Origin of the sequence: Psychrobacter sp. MF31, from assembly GCF_012847335.1 — a bacterium.
Lineage (GTDB): Bacteria > Pseudomonadota > Gammaproteobacteria > Pseudomonadales > Moraxellaceae > Psychrobacter.
The window spans coordinates 724,930-747,864 of the sequence record NZ_JABBDX010000001.1 but is presented as its reverse complement, the minus strand read 5'-3'; the positions used below and the strand labels follow the sequence as shown (position 1 = coordinate 747,864).

12 protein-coding genes are annotated in these 22,935 nt (G+C 45.4%); 5 read left to right on the top strand and 7 right to left on the bottom strand.

Annotated features, from left to right (window positions below):
• Positions 1-20: 20 nt before the first annotated feature.
• The 6 genes from cydB to HF322_RS03095 all read right to left on the bottom strand — a co-directional run bounded on the left by cydB (position 21) and on the right by HF322_RS03095 (position 8,958).
• Positions 21-1,037 (bottom strand): cytochrome d ubiquinol oxidase subunit II, encoded by a 1,017-nt coding sequence (gene cydB, locus HF322_RS03120; RefSeq protein ID WP_169391904.1) that lies wholly within the window; start codon positions 1,035-1,037, stop codon positions 21-23.
• Positions 1,037-2,542: a cytochrome ubiquinol oxidase subunit I gene (locus HF322_RS03115; protein ID WP_169391903.1), complete on the bottom strand. Its 1,506-nt coding sequence runs from the start codon at positions 2,540-2,542 to the stop codon at positions 1,037-1,039. Before HF322_RS03115 ends, cydB begins: the two co-directional genes overlap by 1 nt.
• A gap of 495 nt (positions 2,543-3,037) precedes the next feature.
• The gene (locus tag HF322_RS03110) at positions 3,038-5,476 is read right to left on the bottom strand and encodes a triacylglycerol lipase (RefSeq protein ID WP_169391902.1); all 2,439 of its coding nucleotides are present in this window, start codon (positions 5,474-5,476) and stop codon (positions 3,038-3,040) included.
• A 10-nt stretch (positions 5,477-5,486) separates the two neighbouring features.
• The gene (locus tag HF322_RS03105; RefSeq protein WP_169391901.1) at positions 5,487-6,611 is read right to left on the bottom strand and encodes a hypothetical protein; all 1,125 of its coding nucleotides are present in this window, start codon (positions 6,609-6,611) and stop codon (positions 5,487-5,489) included.
• Between the two features lie 234 nt (positions 6,612-6,845).
• The gene (gene coq7, locus HF322_RS03100) at positions 6,846-7,484 is read right to left on the bottom strand and encodes a 2-polyprenyl-3-methyl-6-methoxy-1,4-benzoquinone monooxygenase (RefSeq protein ID WP_308811478.1); all 639 of its coding nucleotides are present in this window, start codon (positions 7,482-7,484) and stop codon (positions 6,846-6,848) included.
• Positions 7,485-7,611: 127 nt separating this feature from the next.
• Positions 7,612-8,958 (bottom strand): MFS transporter, encoded by a 1,347-nt coding sequence (locus HF322_RS03095; RefSeq protein WP_169391899.1) that lies wholly within the window; start codon positions 8,956-8,958, stop codon positions 7,612-7,614.
• A 267-nt stretch (positions 8,959-9,225) separates the two neighbouring features.
• Between HF322_RS03095 and HF322_RS03090 the strand changes: the two genes are divergently transcribed.
• Both HF322_RS03090 and HF322_RS03085 read left to right on the top strand, forming a co-directional pair.
• The gene (locus HF322_RS03090; RefSeq protein ID WP_169391898.1) at positions 9,226-12,540 is read left to right on the top strand and encodes an autotransporter assembly complex family protein; all 3,315 of its coding nucleotides are present in this window, start codon (positions 9,226-9,228) and stop codon (positions 12,538-12,540) included.
• Between the two features lie 158 nt (positions 12,541-12,698).
• Complete coding sequence (locus tag HF322_RS03085) at positions 12,699-17,690, top strand: translocation/assembly module TamB domain-containing protein (RefSeq protein WP_169391897.1); 4,992 nt, start codon at positions 12,699-12,701, stop codon at positions 17,688-17,690.
• 81 nt (positions 17,691-17,771) lie between these two features.
• Here the strand turns inward: HF322_RS03085 and hemP are convergent, their stop codons facing one another.
• Positions 17,772-17,930, bottom strand: coding sequence for a hemin uptake protein HemP (gene hemP / locus HF322_RS03080; RefSeq protein ID WP_227672156.1), 159 nt, complete (start codon positions 17,928-17,930; stop codon positions 17,772-17,774).
• A 274-nt stretch (positions 17,931-18,204) separates the two neighbouring features.
• Between hemP and HF322_RS03075 the strand changes: the two genes are divergently transcribed.
• From HF322_RS03075 to HF322_RS03065, 3 genes are all read left to right on the top strand, one after another.
• Positions 18,205-19,311 carry an NUDIX domain-containing protein gene (locus HF322_RS03075; protein WP_169391896.1) on the top strand — a complete coding sequence of 369 codons (1,107 nt, stop codon included), beginning with the start codon at positions 18,205-18,207 and terminating at the stop codon, positions 19,309-19,311.
• A 313-nt stretch (positions 19,312-19,624) separates the two neighbouring features.
• A complete protein-coding gene (locus tag HF322_RS11635) occupies positions 19,625-21,214 on the top strand; it encodes a lipocalin family protein (RefSeq protein WP_223193138.1) in 1,590 nt (529 codons plus the stop codon).
• Positions 21,215-21,493: 279 nt separating this feature from the next.
• Entirely contained in the window at positions 21,494-22,933 is a 1,440-nt protein-coding gene (locus tag HF322_RS03065; protein ID WP_169391895.1) for a glyceraldehyde-3-phosphate dehydrogenase, read from the top strand.
• The last annotated feature ends 2 nt before the right edge of the window (positions 22,934-22,935 follow it).

The window sequence follows — 22,935 nt, the reverse complement described above, 5'->3', positions numbered from 1 at the left end:
CTGAATTTATGAAATCGATATTAATATAAATGCTCGTGGTCCGTTTTCCCTTTAAACGTATAATACGCATAGCCGGTGTAACTTAAGATAATCGGCAACATAATCGCCGCGCCAATGAGCATAAACGATAGCGAGGTATCTGCCGCGGCTGCCTCATGAAGCGTCATTTGATAGGGCACGATATATGGGAAAACCGCAAAGCAAACGCCGATATAGCCCATCAAAAATAGCGCCACGGTCAGTAAAAACGGTCGATATTCACGCTCGGTGGACAAGTCTTTACGCATTAAGAAAAACAGGGCGATAACGATAATCGGCATGGGCGCAAGATACAAAATCCCCGGTAAGCTAAACCAACCTTCAAGCGCGTCAATGTCTGAAAAATACATAAACACGGTGACCACTACCATGGCTAGCACCAACGCTATGAGCATCCAATTAGACACTTTGCGCGCCCAAACTTGCAATTTGTGCTCAGTTTTAATAATCAGCCACGTTGAGCCAAGCAGCGCGTAACCGATGATTAATGAGATGCCGCAGACCACGGAAAAGGTGGTCAGCCAATCAAAAGGTCCTCCGGTATAAAGCCGATTGCTCGCCTCCAAACCTTGAACCAACGCCCCAAGCATCACCCCTTGGAAAAAGGCGGCGACCACTGAGCCGATAAAAAAGAAAAAGTCCCAAACGTAGCGCTTTGAGGACGCCTTAAAGCGAAACTCAAATGCCACCCCGCGCATAATCAATCCAAACAGCATAAAAATAACTGGCAAATAAAGCCCCGTCATAATAATGCCGTAAGCGACCGGAAACGCAGCAAATAAGCCGCCGCCACCCAAAACAAGCCAAGTCTCATTACCATCCCAAAACGGCGCGATGGAGTTCATAATCCGGCTGCGGTTTTTATCTGACCCTGCAAAGGGGAATAAAATCCCGCAGCCCAAATCAAAGCCATCAAGCAGCACGTAAACAAACACGGCAAGGGCAATGAGCGCCCCCCAAATCAGCGGCAAATCTAACACATCACCAAAGTTAAACATCAGCGTAGCCCTCCGTCGTCCACATCATTAGCAGGCGAATCCAAATCCTCATTGCCGTGCTGCTCGGTTTTGTCACTGGCATGGGTGTCGCCGCTGAGCGTCCGACCTTGACCTTCGGTGACTGAGTGCTCATAGAAGTTTTCATCGGCAGGATCATCGTACGGTTTTGGACCTTGACCAATCAACCGCAAGATGTAAAACGTCCCTGCGCCAAACACAAAAGCATAAACCACAATAAAGCCAATCAACGTAGTTGCCACCTGCTGAGCGGCAAGCGGTGACATACTTTCTGCCGTTCGAATCACACCATAAACCGTATAGGGCTGACGACCGGTTTCGGTGACAAACCAGCCTGATAGCAGCGCAATAAATCCCATCGGCATCATCATCATCCATGCCCTATGGAACCAAACGCTGTTTTGATCAAACTGCTGCTTTTTAAAATATTTATAAATACTAAATAGCCCAACCATCACCATCAAAAGCCCGATGCCGACCATGATCCGAAACGCCCAAAATACAATAATCACAGGCGGTTGGTCTTCAGGTGCCCAGTTTTTTAAGCCTTTAACTTCTTTATCAAAGGAGTGGGTTAAAATCAGCCCCGACACATAAGGAATAGCAACTTCAAATTTGTTGGTTTGGTTTTTTTGGTCAGGAATCGCAAACAGCCTAAGCGCCGCGCCAGTTTCATCGTCCCAAATACCTTCCATAGCGGCAACTTTTGCCGGTTGGTGCTCAAGCGTATTTAAGCCATGCTCATCGCCGATCAGCACTTGAGCGGGCGCGACAAATATCGCCATCACCATCGCCATACCAAGCATCACGCGACCATGAGCGCGGTGCTCGGTATGCCGTTTGGACTGTAAGTAATACGCCCCGATACCACCAATGACAAACGCCGTCGACAAAAACGCTGCCGTAATCATGTGCGCGTAGCGATACGGAAATGATGGGTTAAAGATCACTTTGAGCCAATCGGTCGGGTAGAGTAGACCATCTGCGCCGACCATAAAGCCTTGCGGCGTTTGCATAAAGCTGTTGGCGGACAAAATCCAAAATCCAGAAATTAAAGTGCCAATGGCAACAATCGCCGTTGACGCAAAATGCATGCGCTTACTGACGCGACCCCAGCCAAAGAGCATAATTCCCAAAAATGACGCCTCAAGGAAAAATGCGGTGAGCACTTCATAGGCAAGTAACGGTCCAAGCACGTTTCCTGCGCGGTCGGAGAACACCGCCCAGTTGGTACCAAACTGGTAGGACATCACCACGCCTGACACCACGCCCATCCCAAACACGACTGCAAAAATTTTGACCCAATGCTTATAAACTTCAGCGTAAATGGGCTTGCCAGTTTTTAACCAACGAAACTCAAGTACCGTCAGCCAGCTGGCAAGACCGATGGAAAAGGCAGGAAAAACGATGTGAAAGGAGATAACAAACGCAAACTGAATTCGTGCCAGCATCAACGCATCAAGCTGGTCAATCACTGCTGCAAACATAGACGGCTACCCTTTAGTTGTAAGCGTCATCAGAATTAGAATTCTGACTTTGGCATCGTGGGGTTTGGGCAAAGGCAGCCAAGCGTTTCATTATCAAGTGGCTATTGAATTATTGCTAAATTATTGAGCGCTATTAGCCAGTTTATATTGTATTGATAATGTTAAGTTGAGTTAAATTACATAATTTATAAATTAACTCAATACTTAGTCATTTTTTGGACGCATTTTTTAAGCGAAGCTTACCTTTAACCAACATGCCGTATAGTATGCGCTCATACCTTAACATGCGCAAGCCGCTGCAAAATACTGAAACAAACGATTTGGTCATTTTAAATTATTGAAAAAATATAGAGTAATAATCAAAGAATTGTTTAGAAAAACTTTTCAATTCATTGATAAAATTGGGGTTTTATAATAGATCAACGAACAAAGAAATAGGGACAAAATTAGGCAAAAAAATGACCACTTAATTAAAGCGGTCTTTTAAAACTAAGGTCACTGTTTAAGCTGCTCATGCAAAATACGCCGCAAGGTTAAAATGGTTTGCGGATTGGACTGAATGCTATGACCGCCTGAAATGATCGTTTCGCTTGCTGCGCCTTTTAGATGCGCGCTGCTATAAGGCACGATACCATCGGATAAGCGTTCAGTCAGCGCTTGACCGATTTGATTGTCAACGGTGACTGCCGCAATTAAAGGTTCAGAGATTTTGCTGGCTTTAGGGGAGGTTTTGTTTTCATCCTCATCGGCTTTGGACAAATCAAGCTTGGCGCCGCCGGGCTGCAATTGTGCTAAGCCTTGGGTCAAATCTGAATCGTTACTGGCAATAATCGAATGATACGTAACGTTTTTATCGATGCTCAAATCGCGAGTCAGTTTAATAAATGAGGATTTATCACTTAATTGGCTGGCGCCATTTTGTAAATACAGGGCGCCAAGTGGATTTTGTGCCAAATCGCCTTGGGTCGCAATGGCAGCAAGATTGTCCGTGACGGTTTTGACGATGTTAAGCGGCAAATAAATCACGCGGCGCAGCGCCCTTGTAAACCAGCGATCGGCGTAGTCCGTTCCCTGAAACGGCGCGGATAAAAAGACGGCAGTATCGACTTGCGGCAAAGGCGAAAGCTCAAAGCGTTTTCCAAGCTCCTCGCGGCTAAAGGCGGATTTGAGCATGGTATCGATTTGCCGTTTGTTACTGCTGCTTAGTAAGTCATCGTCTTGTAATTGATCAAGTTTTTGGGTCAAATTGTCATCAGAGAGCATCATTCGCGCAATCACCGCGCCCATGCTGTGGCTGATAATGACACTGTTTTTGCTAGCAGGCTGATTGCCGCTTGGGTCAGCGTTTTGATAAGCGGTGGTGAGCAGCTTTTGAATTTGGTAGCGGTTTTCTAAAATGGGCAAGTTGGTTGGGTAAAAAACTTGCCAAACTTGATAATGATCACGCAAAGTTTCATCGTTAAAAATGTCATTGGTCAAATTGACCCAAGCGGCAGGGCTTGATGCTAGACCATGAAGCATAATAATCACGCGCTTATTTGGGTCATAAGGCTCAAGCATAAACAGCTTTGGCAAAACGGCTTGTTTTTGCCGCGCCAGCAAGTTTAGGTAGCCGACACCATCGAGCTGATTTTCGGCAAGCCAAAGCCCGTAACTTGCTGAAAAATTAGCTGCCAGCGGATAGTTTTCGCCTAATATATCCACGCTGTCGCTGCGATACGGATTATAAAGGTGGATATCAAGCTCGTTGCTAGATAGCACATCAAGAACGCTGTTCCCTTTTGGCTGAATGAGACCAGTCATCAGCAGATGACCGGTTGGGTAAATCCGTGATACCGGATCGTCCTCATTCATCGCGCTATTCATTGCTGATTGGCTCAATCGTCCTGATAACGTTGAAACCAGCAGCTGACGAATGGTGGTGGTATAGCGATCATCAAGCGATGCCACAAGGCTAATGCCAAGTCCGGGGCGTTTGCTAATGGAGTTGAGCCCTGATAGTTTAAGCTCATAAGCTGAAATTAAATCGCTAAGTGCGGAGGTTTGCTTTTTTGCATTTTGCAAATAGTTGTTTTCATTGGGCAAATAGACATTAAGATTATAGTCATCAGAGGAGAGCGTCATCACTTTCACTTGCCGCGTTGGGTCGCCCATCAGTGCAGGCGTATTGCCAATTGTTGCCGCATCACTATTGTCCAGCGTCGTTGGCAAATAGTTGACGGTCATGTTGGTGGATTTACCAAACTGCTGAGCTTGACTGTCAGCGGAATCATAAAGCTGGGTGATGATGTCGTTACTTGCCGCGTTATAAATGTCTTGGCTTTGAATATCAAGCTCGGTGGGAAGGCGATGGTTGCGCCGAGCTGGGGTGTTATCCGCTAAACTCTCTGCTTCTTCAAAATCATGCTTAAGGTTGTCATAAAATAAAAAGGTATAGCTGGTTTTTACTGCATCAATGAGCCTTGATTGATAGCTTGTTAAGCAAGACTGGGCATTTTGTTGTAAGGTTTTTGCTTCTGAGTCGCTGGGGCGGGCGTTGGCGTAATACGGATCAATGGGCGCTCTTGCCAATGCCGATTTGCAATCGGGTGATTCAAGCAAATCGCGAGCTTTGGTGTAATGCAGTTCGGCGAAAACGGCTAACGCTTGCCGATAGTGGTCGGTCAATAAGCTGTCGGACAACTGTGCCAAGCACAAGTCAAAGTGCTTTAAGCAAGCTTGCTCATTAAGTCCTGCGGATAAAAGCGCTGATGCCGTATGACTGCTTAACTTATTGTCAGTGACAATATTGCCACGCTGCGAGGTGATGGTTTTGGCGCTGGTTTGTTTATTAACGCTTACGGTGCTGCAACCCAAAAGCCCTAAGCTTAACAATCCTACGGCAAAAGGCGCCCTTAAGTTAAGAGCGCCAAACGATGAAAAAAACGTCGTCATCAATATCCGCTTATGGCTTTGCAGCGATATTTGAAGAAGGCAGATCCCAAATATAGTATTTACCTTCTTCAATCAATTGGATTTGCTTGGGAATTTGCGCATTTTCTGGGTGCTGCTGCTGAAGGCGTTGCAAGCGCTCTAGGGCTTGCGATTTTTTATCACTGAGCAAGTCCGATTGCGCCAAGCTTTGTTCTGCTTCTACGTAGCCAAGTTTGACCGCGCGATCCAAATACTTTTGACCTTCTTTAAAGCCGCCACCTTCTGAAAGCATCATGCCATATAAAAAGTTAGCTTCAGCGCTATCAGGCTTAAGTTTAATTGCCCGATCAACATATTGACCACCGCGAACGGCAAAGTCCGATCCTAAATCTAAGTTGCGTCCCATACCGTTTAATTTTGCAGCACGAAGGAGCACCTCATAAGACGCGTCAGAAGCTTTGGCATAAGGCTCGATCCAATCGGTCAACACTTTGATTTTTTCACGAGCATTATAGCGCTGAGTTCGGTTAGGAAAGTTTGGTGGATAATGGCGCGCGTTTGGTGAGACTTCTTTGATAAAGTCATCTAAAAGGCTCACGTCAATTTTATCGGTGCCAAGTCCTGTTTTTTGGGGGATCAATACCGTTGGCACAAAGCTGATGTTAGACACGCTGACTTTTGGTGCAGGGATTCCTGCCAATTGCCCACGGCTGATATCAACGCCAGTCGTTGAAATAGGACCTGGCTGATAAACCTGCGTTTCTGCTTGAACTTCTTGTTGGGCTGGCGCTTTAGTTGGTGTTGATGTTGGCGCTTGACCTGGGAATAGCGGCGTTGCTACTATTGGTGGTCGGCTAAGTGTGGTTGCTGGGGCTTGATATAAGGACGCGTGAAAATTGGTTGCTTGCGCCTCTTGATCGCGCTCAAGATCGTTTTTGGCGTCAGCAGCTTGCGCTGGCTGCGCCGCTGAACTTGAGGTGGCGCGGCGAATCACGCGCTGGCTTGAGTCAACTGCTGAGGGCACGGCACTGGCATCAGTTGCAGGGCTGGTGGCGGCGATACTGGAAACGGACATCGTCATCGCGCAAGCGGCAGCAAGAGCGCTTAAGCTAAGCGTCTTTTTTAACGTAGTGATTGAGTGATTCTGAGCAGTCATAAAGCGTATTACCTTAAATTTCAAAACAATAGGGCGTGATTGAGCGTTTTTTAACGACAGTAGCTACAAGATATTGACCTTGATTATAGCGCAGTTGTTGCCCTACAAATCAAGACCAAAGCCAACAATTTTTTCATTGGTATTTTTTTGATTTATTTTCTACAATTATCTACCCTAACAAAACTTCACCTGAGGATTATAGTAAGTCGGTACTAGGAGTGTTAATAAACGCAATTATAAATGATAAGCGGTGGCTTTCATGCGATTTGCCATCCAGCGCATGGCATGACGAACTGGCGGGGAGAGCGCCGCGCCGCCATTGTCCAAAGCAAGCTTGCGATGATGCAGCTCTTCAATATCCATTTGTGCCAAAATTTCTTTTGAGCGTCTATCTTGCGGCGGCAATTGATCGATATGATCTTGTAAATGCTCGCTCACTTGCGCCTCAGTTTCAGCAACAAAGCCCAAGCTAAACTCATTAGAAATGGCGCCCGCAACCGCCCCAAGACCAAATGACATGCCGTACCAAAGCGGCGTAAAAATGCTGGGGTGACTGCCAAGCTCAGAAAGGCGCGTTTCACACCAAACCAAATGATCGACTTCCTCGTCCGCTGAGTGCTGCATCGCCTGCCGAACATCATCATTTTTGGCGCTAAATGCCTGACCATGATACAAGCCTTGAGCGCAGACCTCACCGGTATGGTTGATCCGCATCAGTCCTGCCACATGGCGCGCCTCAGTGATGCTCAATTCTGGCAACTCATCACTCGATACGGGCAGCGGTCGGGTGCTGGGGTTTGAATTTGGCACCACCGCCCGCAGCGCTTTGTCAACGCCAAGCAGCAACTCATCAATTTTGCTCAAAGATCGCACGCTCATTATAGGCTCCTGAGAACATCAATTTAGGATAAATTAATATATCAAACAATTCCGCTTTTAAATAAGCGGTTTTATTATTTTGTAAGGATTTTTTCGAATTTCAATGCCCTTATGACAACTATCAAACGCTGGTAATGGCATCATCATGGGTTTGAATCTTGGCATTTTTAACATGCTGCTGCAATTTTTTAAATAAAAATAAGCCAAAAATGACGTTAATAATTCCGGTGACCAAAAACAACTGCGGCAGGGTTAAATGAATGATGTTGAGCACCACAATCGCAAAAATTGCTGACCCAACCATAAAAATGGCGTTAAAAATATTGTTGGCGCCAACAATCCGCGCGCGGTGGCTTACAGGGGCATAAGCTTGCATCGCAGCATATAATGGCACAATGTAAAGTCCGCCGCTAAAGCCCAGTAAAAACAAATCAGCAAAAACGCGAATACTGCCGGACTCTGACGCCAATTGCCCAATGCCTAAAAGCGCGCCTGAATTTGCCATTGTAGCGCCAATATTAAGCGCTGATAATGAAAAATACAAATCGATAGCAAACAGACTTAATCCGGCAATACCAAAGGGCAACAGCTTTAAGCTGACTTGGTTTTTGGTCAGCGATTTACAAAGCAGCGAGCCAATCGACACGCCAACTGAAAACAGCGTTAATAAAAAAATCACCACCGACTCATCGCCAAATAAAATGACTTTACTAAATTCAGGCGTTTGGGTTAAAAAAGTTGCACCATAAAACCAAAACCAGCTGTTTCCTAAAATAATAAAAAATAAAAACGGCAACGAGTATAAATAACGAATGGTGGCAAAACTTGTGGTAAAAATATTCCAATTAATGGTTAGATCTGGCTGAACGCTTGGCATCATCGGAATAAACCTTGCTGCCGCGTAGCCCATCAGCGCCACCACAACTACCGCCGCGCTAATCCAATATAGCGCGTTTGGCAATTGCGTCAAAACACCTGCCACAATCATCCCAAGCAAGATTGCAAGCGACGTTCCCATTTGAAATAAACCATTTGCCCCAACCAATTCATCCTCTTTCATGGCTTGCGGCAAATAGGCATATTTAATGGGACCAAAAAAAGTAGAGTGCGTTCCCATCAAAAATAGTGCCACAAATAACAGCGCGTAAAGCTCAAAAACAAAGCCGATGGTTGCAAGTACCATAATCACAATTTCAAGCAGCTTAATCAATCGGGTCAGCTTGGCTTTTTCAAACTTATCGGCAAGCTGACCTGCCAGCGCTGAAAATAAAAAATACGGCAAAATAAACAGCATCGCTGCCAAATTATTTAAAATACTAACCGCCACCCCAAGCTGGCTTGCGGCAGTATAAGTGAGCACCAAAATCAGCGCTTGCTTAAACACATTGTCATTAAACGCCCCTAAAAACTGAGTAAAAAACATGGCATTAAAGCGGCGGCGCTTAAACAGTGAAAACTGATTGGCCATAACAACTCCTAAAGATCGGCGGTAAGATTAAAAATCAGCCGTTGATTAAATAATTTATTGAAATGGATCAAGTGGTTAGCAAAAATAGCGATAGGGCTTTTTGGTTTTTGCCCTTATAATAGCAAGCGCTTGGCGAATGATTGATATAATTGGTGCGCCAAACACTATGATTTAACCCTGATCTCAGTTATGATTTGTAAGCTTACGTGTTGCGCCATCTTGTGATGATCAGCGCTGATTTTGAGACCCCATAGGAAGTATGACATCATGAGCGGCAACCTAAAAGCCCCCAATCGCCCATCTGCCCCCACTTTTTCTCAATCAGCCATCGCGACTGCCATTGCCAGCGTATTGATGGGGCTAGGTAGCGCGCCTGCTGTTGCTGCTACCGCTCGAGCACCTGTCACAAATCAATCAGCAACCCAGCCCAGCAGCTTGCAAACCATGGATGACGATGAGCAATTAAATGCCGCCCTTGATGCGCTGCGCCTAAAAAAAGCGGTAGAAGAGGGCATCATTGACCAATCCGTTCTTGATGACTATAGCGAGCAGACGCTTGGGATTCATAATTCTGATACTAAAAATAATAACAGCAAGGCGCCAAAAAAAAGTGCCAATAGCAATCTTAACCAAAACAATACCGCCTCAACTGTAAATGACATTTCCCAAAGTCAGCTTTGGCAGCAAGCTCAAGATATTCAGCGCCAAGGTTATCAAGTACTAACGCCTGCGCAAATTGAGCGCGAACTTGCCAAAAGCCAAACCATCAATCAGCCCAATAACAATCAAAATGGCTTTGATGCCCCTATCGCCACGCTAAATAGCAATGCGCCGCCGCTTGGGTTTGATACCAGCCTTGATTCGGCAAGCCTTCCTGCACCAACCAATTTGGAAACCTTAGGTCGAGATGATCAAGAAACCAACGAGATTATGTCGCGCCCCATTAACGTCAGTGATGCCGTGAGCAGCGGTCGCGCCGATTTGGCAGCCAGCGTAACGGAGTCAAGCAATCCTAACGCGGCGTTAAAACAACAAAATACCAGCTCAACGACGGGCGCGGCAACGGGTAAAAATAGCGCAACCAGTGATTTGAGCGCTAAAATTAACGCAGGCAAACTACCTGATGAAACCGCGGGCGATAGCAATGACTCGTTGAACCCTGAGGATTATTTGCCCGATTATCAAGCGGATGACCAAACTCAAGCCGTCAGCGATAGCATTGAGCAGGCAGCAAAATCCAAGCCGCGAGCGCGCAATAAAGGCAGTCTTGTTAAACGATTATATAACCGCTTTTTTAATGGTGGCTATACGGCACTTCCTCACGTTGACACGACCGTTTATTTGCAGCAAGCGGTTGCGAATGGCACACCAAAACTTATCAAAGCCGATGAGGACATTCAGCCGATCAACAACATCAAAGCTGCCCTTGATGACACCACAGTTCAGTCAGTAAGTGACTTTACTGCTGCTTTACCGCGACTTCGTCAAACGGCTCTTGATGCCGCGCGCGCGGTGGGTTATTACGATGTGACTTTACGACTGCGCCAATCAAGCCCTGATACCATTGATGTCATCATCGAAAAATTAGGCGATCCGGTTCGCGTTGAAGAGCGCATCGTTGATGTTCGCGGCGAGGGCGCAACTCAGCCGGAATTTATCGCGCTGCAACAAAGCCTGCCGCCAAAAGAAGGCGATGTTTTTAACCACCGCGTTTATAAAAACAGCAAAGCCGCTTTAGAGGGCTTGAGCAGCACTTACGGCTATTTTGACCAATATTGGCTGAACAAATCGGTAGATATCATTTTGCCGGACAACATTGCTGATATGTCGCTTGTTTATGATACCGGCGAGCGCTACGACTTTGATAATGTGGTTTTTTATACTTATGATAGAGAAAATCGCGTCTTGACCACCGATCCTGAAAAGCTTCCGGTTGAGCTGTCGTTGCTGCGAAAGCTGTTTGACTTTCGTGAAGGCGACCCCTTTTATCGCCCAAGCGTCACCAAATTTAGCAACGATTTGTCCGCGACCCGCTATTTTAATACCGTCAACGTCGAAACCATATTACCGCCCGATGAGCGCAGTGAAGCCAGCACGCTTGCTTTTGACAACCGTCCAAGCTCAAGCGATAACAATGATGCCAACGGCATAGAAGAAGATAATGATGAGATCATGATGGCATCTGCTCGGGTGGCAGATGATGAAAATAACGACCGAGAGCTGGCGGAAGGCGAAAGCATAGCTAATAGCGGCGCTCGCGTAGATGATGCCGATATTGCGCCCATCAATTTTGAAGTGGATGAAGCCACCCACGAAAAGCTGTTGGCAATCAAACAAAAAGCAAACCGCTTAAGCAGCCTGCCAAGCGATCGGGTGTTGGATGAAAAAGAGCGCAGCAGTAACAGCTTTTTGGGTAAAATCAGCGACTCTATCAGCAACGTTGCCAAAAAAATATTCCCCGATGATGAGCCTTTAGGCTTTGATGAAAACTTTGTGCCACCAACGCTTGCTGGCAAAAAAACGCCTGAGGACGTTTTTGCGGATAAAAAAGTGCCGCTTTATGTCTTTGTTTCTGCCAATAAGCCGCGCGATGCGCAAGTGGGACTGGGCTATGGCACTGATACCGGCGTTCGCGCAACCGCTCGAATCGATTACAACTTGATCAATAAAAAAGGCTATCAAGCAGGCGCTGAAACGGCGTTATCGCGGATCAATAAAAGCGCGACCGTTTATGGCAGCAGACCGCTATCGCATCCTTTAAATGACAAACTTGAAGCCAAGCTTGCTTATGAAGAAGAAGTTATCGATCAAGGTGAAGGCAACTTTGATTTATCAACCAAAACGCTAAAAGCGGCGCTTGCCCGAAATATCCATAAAGACAATAGTTGGGATCGAAGCTACTTTGTTCGCTACCGGTTAGATGAGCTTGAAACGGGCGTTGATGAGGCTGAGCTTGACAAATTGCCAGTACAGTTCACCTCATCAAAACCGCGTCAGCAAGCGCTGCTATTGGGTTATGGGGTGAGTAAAACCACCGCTGATAGTGCCACCAACCCAATGCGCGGTTATCGCCAATATTATGGTCTAGAAGCCGGATCAAAAAGCCTAGCCAGTGATACCGACTTGGCGATTCTTCATGCAGGATTGAGCGGTATTTATAGCTTTGGCGATGATAATAAGCATCAAGTGCTGGGTCGGCTTGAATCGGGCTATATCTGGGCAGATGACTTTAATGATGTCCCTTATAAGTTGCGCTTTTTTGCAGGCGGCGATCAAAGTATTCGTGGTTATGACTACAATAGCTTATCGCCCATCGACAAAGGTTATTTAACCGGCGGTCAAATCCTAGCGGTAGGCAGCGCGGAATATAACTATGAATTTAAACCAGGGTTTCGCGGCGCGGTATTTACCGATGTGGGAAATGCTTATGACAAAGACTTTGATACCGAAACCAAAGTTGGCGTCGGCGTGGGGATCCGCTGGGCATCCCCAATTGGCGTCGTTCGCGCGGATGTTGCCGCTGGGGTGAGTGAAGATGATATTCCAATAAGATTGCACTTTTTTATTGGCTCGCCGCTATAAGTAACGTAAAAATAAGCGGATTTGGATTTGTTTATGATAAATTTTACGCTATCATCATCAAATTGTTAAAAAACCAAGCTTTTTCTTACGGCGCATTGCTGATCACTTATTAATGATTTGGTTTTGCTCGTTGTTATTTTTATTTGTAGTTGAGAGTCATGTTGCCCAACAATCCGCCGCCAAATCCTGACCCAAACGACGATCCGGCTCAGCGTGACGCGCGCATGGTTCGGCATTGGTTTCCATTGTCGTTTTTGCTTAAATTATTGATTTTAATTTCAATCGTTTTGGCGCTGATGATTGCCATCTTTTTTTATATGGCAGGAACGGATGGCGGCACCAAGTTTATTTTAGATAAAATTGGCTCTGAAGCGGGAATTAGCTTTAAATACGGTCAAGGCAACCTTCGCGATGGGCTTTGGGTGACCGATATTGATATCAAAGCGACCGATGATTTGGAGGTTTTGGTCGACAAAGCGTATGTCAAAATTGGCTGGCGCGCCGTCTTTGCCAAAGAAGTTCACCTTCGAGATGCCAATATCAATACCATTGAGATCATCAACAAAAAGCCGCCAACCGGCGATCCTTACGATTATAAAACGCTCAAATTACCGGTTAATTTACGCTTTGATAACGCTAAGATCAATCGCATTGTTTACAAGCAAGTCACCCGTGATCCCATTGTCGTTCACGATATCAGCGCTCGCGATTTGACTTGGGTTGGCAGTAAAGTCAGCGTTGGTCGCGGTGATTTGTACTATGGCGAGCTGGTCAAAGTCAGCGCCTTATCGGGCGATATCGATTTGCAGGGCGATTATCCGCTGGATCTAAGCGCCATTGCTGAGGTCAGCGCCCTTGAAAAAGTCTATGTCGATCCTTTAAATATCACCGCTACCGGAAGCCTTAAGCGCGCTGTCGGCAAAATCAAAAGCCGTTATAACGAAGGTGATGTTGAAGGCGAGCTGGTGGTTCAAGCCCTTGATCCTGGAACCCCGTTTCAAGCCAAGTTGCGCTGGGATGATGTGTTAATTCCCTATTTAGAAGAGCAAAACATTCATCTAAAAAGTGGGCTGTTGACTGCCGAAGGCGTCTTATCCGAAGTTCGCTTGCGAATTAATAGCGAGCTTAGTGCCAAAGATATTCCCTCGGGGCACTATCAAGGTCGAGCGGTGCTCGTTGACAAACAGCTCAAAATCGATCAGTTAAACGCTCGCGTTCCTCAGGGCAATTTGTTGCTTCAAGGTACGCTTGATTGGAAATATAGCTTTGATGCCAAAGTTTTGGCGACCGGAAGCCGCTTTAATCTTCAAGATGCCATTCCAAAACAATTTGCGGATTATAAAGTTTATGCGCCGCGATATTTAAATGGCAAAATCGCCCTGCATTATCAACAAAAAAATACGGTAGGCAACACCCAAATCCGTGCCGATTTGCGCCAAAAAGACGGCGAGCACCTCAATGCCAAACTGGTTCGTGGAAAAGTTTCGGCAAAATCGGCTCAGTCTGCACCTTGGTATATTGACGCCACGTGGCAACAGCTTATTCGTCATAACCTTCCCAATATCGGTGAGGTGGACAGCCCAAGCGGTCGCGCAAGTGTTATCGTTCGCGGCGGCAAACTTTCCATCGATGCCCATGCCGATATCAACAAACTAAACGCCGCTCCCAAAGGCATTTACAACGTTCGCGCTCAAAAATCAGGCGAAACTATTACGATCAATCACCTTGATTATAATGGTATCGTGGGCAATTTGTCCGGTAACGGCAGCATCATTTTAGCTCACAATCGCAAACCATTATCGTGGCAGATTGATGCGCAAACCAAAGGGCTGTTGCCCAAAAAATACAATGCCGATTTGCCGCTTGAGCGCTTAAGCGGTAAGATCAGCGCTCGCGGTCGGATGATTGATATCGCCAAAGGCGGCGTGAAAGGTCAGCGCCATATTTTCTCCTTTAGCAATACCGATTTGAGCGCGATTCTTGATGCCTCTCAAAACGCGCGCGCCATTAAAATTACTGGAAGTGGGGATGCCAATGTCGATATTGTTGGCGGCAATTTGTCGGTATTCGATGCCCGATTTGATGGTCATGTGGATACCAAAGACGTTCCCAAAGGTCGCTTAATTATTGATGCAGCAGGAACGCCAAAGCTCATTAGCGTTCGTAAGCTCAATTACGCGGGTGAAGCGGGCGCCGTTCAAGCCAAAGGCGTGATCGATTTGCGCCGAAATATTGGCTGGAATGTGACGGGGCATTTTGACAAGTTTAATTTGGGCTATTTTGTTTCCAATAATGCCGCGATAATTTCAGGCGATTTGGTGACGAGCGGCGAGTGGCAATCGGCGCCCAAAAATAGTAAATCGGCGGGCAGTTTGCAACGCTTTGCCGTGGACTTTGATGGTGTTTTGGATGCCAAACAGCTTCCAGCGGGCAAGCTGCAAATCAAAGCAGCAGGCGATACCAAAAAGATCACCATCGAGCGCTTATCGCATAAAGGCGCGGCAGGAAGCATTGACGCCAGCGGTACGGTCAATTTGCAAGATGGCATTGCTTGGAACATCAAAGCCACCATGGATCGCTTTAACTTGGGCTACTTTTTAAAAGATACCCCAAGTGTGATCACAGGATCGGTCAACAGCGACGGTCGCTGGGGTAAAAATCAGCAAGTCATTCATCTAAATAACCTGAATTTAAATGGCACGATTAAAGGTCAAAATTTATCGGCAAAAGGCAGTTTATCCGCCAAATTGCACTTGCCTGAAGATATCGCCGGCTACTTTAAAAAGCTGCAAGCGCAAGAAGCAGCAGCGCAATATCAACAAGTGAATCGCTTAATTGAGCAATTAAATGCCGATAATTTGGTCATTCGCTGGGGCAACAACTACTTAACTGCCAATGGCAATGCCAAAAATTTACAAGCCAATATCAATATCACAAGCCTAGATCAGCTGTCACCCAAGCTTGGTGGTAAAGTCACTGGCGGCGTCACGCTTTTGCAGCCAGCGGGTCAAGCCTTGCCAACGCTTTATATCGATCTGGTGGGTGAGCGCCTCTCATTTCCCGGATTGATTCTACGTCAAGGTCAAATCCGTGGCAAAATCGTCAATTTAGCCAACAGTCCAAGCCAGCTGATTATTCACGCTGAAGGGCTAGACGTTTCCAATCAAAGCTTTAACAAGCTGGATGTCAGCTTTGATGGTACTGAGCGCTCGCATGTGGTCAACCTTGATGTGGCAAATGAGCAGCTTGATGTGATGGCGCGGCTAAAAGGCGGCTTTGACCGCAATACGCTTACTTGGTCAGGCGCGATTGGCAATGGTCAATTAAAATCCAAATATGCCACGCTCGATCAGCTGCAACCGGCGCAATTGATTGTCAATTTGCCCAATACCAATAAAGGCAAAACCACCGACTTGAAAGTCAATCTTGCCGCCCACTGCTGGCAAGCTGAAGACCAGTCTGGAAAGCTTTGCCTTCGCGAAAACCTGATTGCCTCCGCCTCACAAGGTCAAGTCAATTTAGCCGTTCAAAAATTAGATACGTCATTGTTTGCCGTCTTTTTACCTAAAGACATTGATTGGCATGGCAAGATCAATGGTCGCGCGGTAATTGGCTGGAAAAAAGGTCAAGCGCCTTCGATCAACACCACGCTATATTCTGACAATGGCAAAATTGGTCTCATTCAAGATGGCGACGCAGAACCGATCACGTTGCCGTATCAGCGCGTCTCCCTCATTGCCATGTCCGTTCCGGGCGGCTTAAAGCTGCGCTCAGACATCAATACTGGTCGCGGCGCTCGCGGTTATGCTGAGGTTATCGTTGATCCTTACAAACCGAACAAGCCGATTTCAGGGGCGTTGGTACTCAATGAGCTGAACTTAGCGGTGTTTAAACCCTTCTTCCCTGGAATGCGCGTGCTTGAGGGCAACATCACTATGGCAGGCGGTCTTGGTGGCAGCTTAACCAAGCCGCAGTTTTATGGTGATGTCAAATTGGCAAATGGTCGCGTTGCCATGCTTGATTTGCCGATCAATTTAACCAAAGTCAATGCCACCGCCAAAGTTCGCGGCACTGATGCGGTGATTGATGGTAAGTTTAACAGTGGCACAGGAACCGGAACACTAAAAGGCAGCGTCAACTGGCAACAAAAACTGCAAGCAAAATTGAGCGTTGAAGGCGAGCGCTTGGTGCTCACTCAGCCGCCGTTATTATTGGCTGAAGTCAACCCTGATATTGACATCATTGTTCGACCTGCTGATCGTTATGTCAATATTGAAGGCGCGGTGAGCGTACCCTCAGCAACCATTCGACCGCCTGAGGCCAGTGAAGATATCATTACCCAAACTGAAGATGCGGTGGTGCTTGATCGCCGGTTAATTGGCAATATTGATGAGGTATTAAAAGTCACTAAGCCGTGGTCGATCAACGCAGATATTGGCGTTGATTTGGGCGATGACATTAACTTTCGTGGTTTTGGTGCGGTCATCCCGTTGGCAGGGGCGCTTAACGTCACCCAGCGCGGTCAAGGCGTGATGCGTGCTAAAGGCGTCATTCAAGTGTCGCGGCGAACCAATGTGAATATCTTTGGGCAAAGTTTGGAGCTCAATTACGGTCAAGTTCGCTTTAATGGCGATGTGATGAAGCCAAACTTAAGTATCGAGGCGGTCAAAAACATCAGCGGCAAAACGGTCGGACTTCGCGTTAAAGGCAGTACGGAAAGCCCGAATATCGTCGTCTTTAACAATGCCGGTCTCACTCAGCAGCAAGCGATGAATGCGCTGGTCACCGGTCGCATTGACAATAAGAGCGCCACCCAAATCAGTGAGCAAGGCTTTAAATCTGAAGTCACCAATAACTTAGCGGCAGCAGGATTAAGCTTTGGGTTAAGTGGGACGCGCAGCCTGACCAACCAAATTGGGCAAGCTTTCGGGCTTCAGAGCCTCACGGTGGATGCCTCAGGAAATAGCGAGGATACCAATGTCAACGTGACTGGCTATGTTACCCCTGATCTTTACATTCGCTACGGCGTTGGTGTGTTTAATGCGCAAAACAGCTTATCGATTCGCTATCAGCTTACGCGGCGGATTTATGTTGAAGCCACCTCTGCCGCTGAAAACGCCGTTGATGTGGTTTATAGCTGGCAGTTTTAAGGTTAAAAAATTAGCGGTTATAAAAAAACGCCTTATTTAAGGCGTTTTTATTTTGTTATTGTCATTTTTTTAATTAAGCAATTATTTGGTTAAAATTAAGCGGTTATTTCGGGTCAATCGCAAGCGATATTCTTCGCCTTCGTGCTCAATTCGGACTTCTTTGGTTAAGGCAAACAGATGCTGAGATTGCAGTGTTGGCAGACGATTTTCGCGGCAGTTTAAGTAGCGTGAGATAACCATGCTCATGATGAATTCCTTTAAAAAATAATGTGGCTGGGGATGAATCGTTGTAAGTCATCAGCGCCTAGCGTGAGTGAAGCTGCACTGACTTCGTTAAGTTAACGATAACCATTATCATTTGTAAATTATTAAATTGCAAGCATTCAATAAAAATTTTTTCCTAATTTATGTAAACTTATGTGAATTAGTTAGCAGGAATTTTTTTCATAACTATTTATCATTCGTTTTATAGTGATGAGTTATTCTTTTTTAATCCTTTTTCATAGGAATTTTAATGACAAGCGCTTCTTCAAATGTTCATAAAACAAACGTTCATAAAACCATCCATGTGGCAGTTGCCGTGATTTATTATCAAGATCAATTTTTACTGGGTTATCGCAGTGCCAAGCAGCATCAAGGGGAGCGTTTTGAATTTGTTGGCGGTAAAGTTGATACGGATGAAACGCCTCATCAAGCGCTGATCCGCGAAGTCAGCGAGGAAACGGGGATGGATATCCGCCAAAATTATGCGCTAAAACTTGGCAACATCGAGCACGATTATGGTGATAAAAGCGTTTGTCTTCACGTTTATCAGATTTCTTTAAGTGCTGAGCAATTTGCTAAATACCACAGAAAAACGCTTGGTCTTGAAAATCAGCCGCTGATTTGGGCAACTAAACCTGAACTGCTTGCTAAAAAATTTCCACTTCCAGAAGCAAATATTACCATTTTATCTTGGCTAAGCTTGCCAACTCAGTTGGTGATCACCTTGCCCTTATCTGAATTTAGCCATGATCCTGATCCTGCTCAGTCATGGCTTGATTATCACAATAACGCGCTTCCTAAACATGCTTGGGGTTATCTTCGTCCTAAAGCTGAGCTGGCGGGAAAAGATTTGGCATTGTCATTAGCACTGGCTGAGCAATTATTAACAAAACGCCCCGATATTCAAGCGGTGTTACCATTATCGATTGCCCAATCACTACGCAAGCATTGCAAGCTGAATGCTCAAATTATAGCGGGTCATTTATCACAATCGGAGCTGCTAGCTTACGATGTAAACGAACATCATAACTACTTTAACCTCAGCGATTTTAATTTACCGCTAATCGTCAGCTGTCACGACAAAACAAGTATTCAAGCTGCCAATCAACTTGCAAAATTAAGAGTGTCTCAGCTGCTGCCGCCGGTGATGGCGATCTTATTAGCCCCTGTTTTACCCACTAAATCTCATCCCGATCAGCCGGCGCTTGGTTGGAAGGATTGGTCAGAACTGGCTAAGCTTGCCGATGTTCCTGTGATTGCGCTTGGCGGGGTAGCCCCAAATGACTTAGCTGAGGCACAATCTTTTGGCGCAATCAGTGTCGCTGGTATTCGTCAGTTTTTAGAAAAAGTTAATTAAGCACGGCTATCATTTAAAAAAGCAAACAAAATAAATCACATGGTTAGCCGCAATTACAAAGCATTTACAATGTATTCTAAATGGTGAATAAAGCCCAATTCGCTTACAAACCGTTGCGTTTTCCTACATTGCCACACTGTTTTATTCACCTCCTCATCCCTATCATAAAATATGAATTAATAGAGTGTCAAAAGGCGATTATTTTTGATAGGTTTGCCTAAAACCACTGTCTTAAACCCAATGTTAAGCCGCGACACTTTATTTATATTTTAGGTGACCCAAACCAATTTTTGATAACCAGTGTGGTGTGATTATGACAACCAATAAGTTACCGTGGTCAGCATGGTCTGACTCACAGGAAGCTGGTTCTCAGTCGATGCCTGCTACGCCACCAAATTCCTATTTGGCGCGAAGCCGCTATTTGACTCGTGACCGCTCAGCTTCCAATGATTCAAGCTATGAGCAAGAAGTTCACGAGTTAATGGCAGCTTATCAGCGCAACCATCAGCAATTAATCGTTGATGCTGATGCCGAAAAAAATAAAGACCAACATAGCGCATTTTTAGAAAGCTCGTCTTTAAAAAATAAAGATCAAAACGATGACCAAAATGGCGCAACGATCATCAGCTTTGGCTATAAAAAACCAGCGGGAAATACTAAGTTTCAGCGGTCAACGTTGTTTGCTGATAAAGACTTTGCAGATGAAAAAATTGCTGAAATCACCTCGATGGAAGACATTCAGCAACTTGATGAAGCAGCTTTGCAATCGGCGCTAGATTATGATGTTAATGACACTGAAGTTAATGATACTAAAATTAATGATTTTGAAAATAGCGACGACATAGAATCGGTAACTATAGAACCAGTATTTGAAGAAAAAATCGAATCAGCAACTTTACCGTTGATTGAAAGCCAAATTTCTCATTTAAATATCAGCGATAATGAATTTGAAAGTAGTGATAAAAGTAGCAAGAGCAGCAATGTTTCATCAGCAGAATTAATGCCAGCGGATGAAACGGTGACTACAGAATTTGATAATGTCGTTTTTGCTTATAAAAAAGCGGCTTATCAAAAGCCGGTGGATCAAGGGCTTAATCTTGACGGTACTCATTATAAAAATAATATTAACCATAATTTTAATCAACCCAAATCCTTTAAACATGATGCTGTGATTTTGGCTAAAAAACCTGAACCCCAAGCGCTAGAGCCAGTAGCAGCCCTTCCTGAGCGAGTATTTATGAACAGTTTGATGAAGCATACTTTGATAGCCTTAGCCATTATTATTCCGCTTGCTGCCTTTACGGCTTATGCCGCAACGCCAAACTTACCTGCCAATAGCGCCGCTAATGCAACTAACGCTTCGGCAGCGGTGAGCACTCAGCCTAATGACATCATTTATCAATCTGCATCAACCCCAACCAGCGTAGAAAAGGTTGATTTGCAACAGTATTCGGGGACTTGGTTTGAAATTGGTCGACTTCCAATGTCGTTTCAGAAAAAATGCCAAGGCGACGTTACCGCCACTTATACGCCCAACGACGATGGCAGTATCCATGTTTTAAATCAATGCGCCAAAAGTGATGGCAAAATGATGGCAGCAAACGGTCAAGCCAAGCCAGTTGATGACTCAGGAAGCAAGCTGAAAGTGACCTTTTTGCCCTCATGGATCCGCTGGATTCCGGTAGGTCGCGCCGATTATTGGGTACTGGCGCGTGATGACAACTATCAAACCGCGCTGGTTGGAACGCCTAATAAAAAATACCTTTGGTTACTGGCGCGCTCGCCTAATATCAGTCAGCAGACTTATACCAAATATCGCCAAATTGCTCAGCAGCAAGGTTATGATTTGACCAACTTTACCTTAACGCCGCAGTCTGGGCAAACAGTGAAACTTGCGCCTTAAGGTATATTAAATTAGTTTTTCATCACCATTTTGTATGAACTAAAGCCAATAACAAAACCTTATCAACAAAATCAGGCAGCGACATCGTTGCCTGATTTTTTAGATTAATCTTAAGTGAAGGGTGGCAACTATTGCAGCTTTTAACTGGCTAATTACGATGATTTACGCTAAAATCTAGTTTATTTGCAAATCGATTGCGGTTGCACTACTTATTCTTGTGACCACCATCTCATTATTACCGCCATTCTTTTATCACATCATAACTTTTTTATTATAAGGATGTTTCTTGTGAGTCAAGCTGAATCTTTGCGTCAATTACATCAAAACCATTTAACCAATTACAATAGCCAAGAGCAAAAAGCCATCGAATTGATGGGGCTGTTAAACAAGCTTTATAATGACAATGACGTTCAAGTCACGCTTTTTGGCGAAGCGATCGATTCAGCGTCGGTCAATCAAGTGTTGGCATTGCATCAAAAAGCAGCAACGCGTCAATCAGGCGCAAGCGCTATCAATATTGATGACACCATCGCTATGGTTCGTGCCATTCAAGATTCAGGAGTCCAGTCAGCAAGTATTGATGCCGGTCAATTAATCGCAAACCAAGCGGATATTAATGATGCGCTAGCAAGCCTTGATAAAAATGGTGCTCAAAACGGCGCAACTGACGTCGTGCTTTACGGCTTTGGTCGCATTGGTCGAATCTTAACCCGATTGCTATTGTCGCAAGCCTCAACCTCGCGTGGCTTGCAGCTAAAAGCCATTGTGGTGCGTCCGGCAGCGGCAGGCGATTTGGCAAAACGCGCCTCACTATTAGAGCGCGACTCTATTCATGGTAGCTTCAATGGCACTGCTAAAGTGGATGAAGACAATAACGGCATCATCATCAATGGTCGTTTTGTTCAAGTCATTTATGCCAATGACCCAAGCGAGATTGATTATACCGCTTATGGTATCGATAACGCGCTTGTGATTGACAACACTGGCAAATGGAAAGATGAAGCAGGACTTGGCAAGCATTTGGCATCAAAAGGCGTTCAAAAAGTATTGCTTACCGCGCCTGCCAGCGGCGATATTAAAAACGTCGTGTTTGGGGTGAATAACAACACGATTGGCGATGATAAAATCGTCAGCGCAGCAAGTTGTACCACCAATGCCATCACGCCAACGCTTAAAGTGTTAAACGATGAGTTTGGTATTGATAATGGTCACGTTGAAACCATTCACGCCTTTACCAATGACCAAAACTTGATTGACAACTACCATAAAGCCGATCGCCGTGGTCGTAGTGCGGCGCTTAATATGGTCATTACCAGTACGGGCGCGGCAAAAGCGGTTGGCAAAGCCCTTCCTGAATTAAGCGGTAAATTAACCGGAAATGCCATTCGCGTCCCAACGCCAAACGTAAGCCTAGCGATTTTAAATTTAAATTTAAAAACCGCCCCAAAAAGCGCGGAAAGCTTAAATGAGTTTTTAAAAGGCGTTGCCAATAGCCATCAGTGGCAGTCGCAAATTGCTTATACCGACTCAACCGAAGCGGTATCAACCGATTTTGTGGGCACCAAACACGTTGGGATTGTGGATGCTCAAGCAACGATTGTGACTGACAATCATGCGACCGTTTATATTTGGTATGATAACGAAGTAGGCTACAGCACCCAAGTGTTACGATTAGCAACGCAAATGGCAGGAATTAATTACGCAAAACTTCCTGCCTAATT

Bases quoted from the DNA above. Each gene is read 5' to 3' on its own strand.
- cydB (WP_169391904.1), bottom strand. From the start codon at position 1,037: ATGTTTAACTTTGGTGATGTGTTAGATTTGCCGCTGATTTGGGGGGCG.
- HF322_RS03105 (WP_169391901.1), bottom strand. From the start codon at position 6,611: ATGACTGCTCAGAATCACTCAATCACTACGTTAAAAAAGACGCTTAGC.
- HF322_RS03110 (WP_169391902.1), bottom strand. From the start codon at position 5,476: ATGACGACGTTTTTTTCATCGTTTGGCGCTCTTAACTTAAGGGCGCCT.
- HF322_RS03075 (WP_169391896.1), top strand. From the start codon at position 18,205: ATGACAAGCGCTTCTTCAAATGTTCATAAAACAAACGTTCATAAAACC.
- HF322_RS03090 (WP_169391898.1), top strand. From the start codon at position 9,226: ATGAGCGGCAACCTAAAAGCCCCCAATCGCCCATCTGCCCCCACTTTT.
- HF322_RS11635 (WP_223193138.1), top strand. From the start codon at position 19,625: ATGACAACCAATAAGTTACCGTGGTCAGCATGGTCTGACTCACAGGAA.
- HF322_RS03065 (WP_169391895.1), top strand. From the start codon at position 21,494: ATGTTTCTTGTGAGTCAAGCTGAATCTTTGCGTCAATTACATCAAAAC.
- hemP (WP_227672156.1), bottom strand. From the start codon at position 17,930: ATGGTTATCTCACGCTACTTAAACTGCCGCGAAAATCGTCTGCCAACA.
- HF322_RS03085 (WP_169391897.1), top strand. From the start codon at position 12,699: ATGTTGCCCAACAATCCGCCGCCAAATCCTGACCCAAACGACGATCCG.
- HF322_RS03115 (WP_169391903.1), bottom strand. From the start codon at position 2,542: ATGTTTGCAGCAGTGATTGACCAGCTTGATGCGTTGATGCTGGCACGA.
- HF322_RS03095 (WP_169391899.1), bottom strand. From the start codon at position 8,958: ATGGCCAATCAGTTTTCACTGTTTAAGCGCCGCCGCTTTAATGCCATG.